The organism is Oceanobacter sp. 5_MG-2023, assembly GCF_030548165.1.
In the GTDB taxonomy this organism is placed as follows: domain Bacteria; phylum Pseudomonadota; class Gammaproteobacteria; order Pseudomonadales; family Oceanobacteraceae; genus Oceanobacter.
Genome location: NZ_JAUORS010000074.1, coordinates 1 through 531 on the forward strand (window position 1 = coordinate 1; position 531 = coordinate 531).

The 531-nt window shown below is 54.2% G+C and carries 1 protein-coding gene; it reads left to right on the forward strand.

All coding sequences use genetic code 11. From position 1 onward, the window contains the following. Nucleotides 1-531 (forward strand): transposase (locus Q4551_RS16195; protein ID WP_303434967.1); only part of this gene is annotated, 531 nt, incomplete at both ends.

The window sequence follows — 531 nt, forward strand, 5'->3', positions numbered from 1 at the left end:
AACGTGCTGACCGATCTGCAGAACCGGGGCGTAAAAGACATCCTGATCGCCTCGGTGGATGGCCTGAAAGGCTTCCCGGAAGCGATAGAAACCGTTTACCCAAAAACAGAAGTACAGCTCTGTATCGTTCACCAGATCCGCAACAGCGTGAAGTACGTGGCCAGCAAGAACCAGAAAGCTTTTATGTCAGATCTGAAGTGCGTTTACCGCGCCACGACTCAGAATGCCGCCGAACAGGCGTTGGACGAGCTGGAAGCGAAATGGGGCGCGCAATACCCGCTGGTGATCAAGTCCTGGCGGAGTAAGTGGGAGAATCTCTCCGTTTACTTCAAGTACCCGGAACAGGTGCGCAAAGCGATTTACACGACCAATGCGGTTGAGGCGGTGCATCGCCAGTTCCGTAAACTGACCAAGACCAAAGGTGGCTTCGCCCATGAAAACGCGTTGCTCAAGCTGCTGTACGCAGGTATGTTGAAGGCATCCGAAAAGTGGACGCATCCGGTGCAAAACTGGAACCTGACGCTGTCGCAG